The sequence below is a fragment of the Aliikangiella sp. G2MR2-5 genome, assembly GCF_015687155.1.
GTDB lineage: Bacteria > Pseudomonadota > Gammaproteobacteria > Enterobacterales > Kangiellaceae > Aliikangiella.
Window position 1 is genome coordinate 1 of record NZ_JADPQF010000022.1, and the last position, 941, is coordinate 941.

Consider the following 941-nt stretch of genomic DNA (forward strand, 5'->3'; position numbering starts at 1 on the left):
ACGGATATTTTTCTGAAAGAACTTGCGGCATTTTATCAAGCACAATTAAGTGGTGACGACGTAGAACTGGCCGAGTTAGAGTTAACTTACGGAGACTACGCAAAGTGGCAACGGGAATATTTACAAGGCGAAACGCTTAAGCAATTGCAGGAGTATTGGCAACAAGCTCTGTCTGGTTATGAAACGTTACAACTACCATTGGATAAAGCGCGACCCTCAACGATAGATTATCGAGGAAATGATGTTGACTTTATTCTGGATGAACAGCTTAGTGAACAATTAAGAAAACTCGCTCAGCAACAGGAGACAACTTTATACAGCGTACTGCTTAGTGCTTTTTACGTCACTCTTACTGCGTGGACCGGTCAACAGGATGTGGTGGTTGGAACACCTTCCGATGGTCGACATTTAAGTCAGGTGCAGTCTTTAATCGGTTTTTTCATTAACTCATTAGTACTGAGGGCAGAGACAGAGCCGAGTTTATCCGTATCATCTTTAATCAGTCAGGTACATGAAACTGTATTGTCAGCAAAGAGTCATCAGGACTTACCGTTTGAACAACTGGTTGAGTTGTTAGGCGTTGAGCGAGATTCTTCGCGCCATCCGCTGTTTCAGGTGATGTTTGGTGTGCAGAATTTTGGTGAGTCGTTTACAGAATACGAAGGATTACCATTTGAGCCATTGAACCTGACCGATGAACAACGACTGTACCGCTCAGCCAAAACCGACTTGAGTTTGTTTATATCTGACGGGGATAGCTCCTTAACCGGAAGTTTTACTTATGCAGTGAGCTTGTTTGAAAAGGTAACTATTACTCGATTAAAAGCGATCTACTGTCGGGTGTTAAAAGCATTTGTTGCGGATAGTTCGCAGGCATTGCATGAAATTGAGGTGTTGTCGCAGCAGGAGCGTGAAACCTTATTGTATAGGTGGAATGATAC

The 941-nt window shown here is 43.0% G+C and carries 1 protein-coding gene; it reads left to right on the forward strand.

The window, feature by feature from the left end:
* Positions 1-941 (forward strand): condensation domain-containing protein (locus IYN84_RS20840; RefSeq protein WP_246723076.1); only part of this gene is annotated, 941 nt, incomplete at both ends.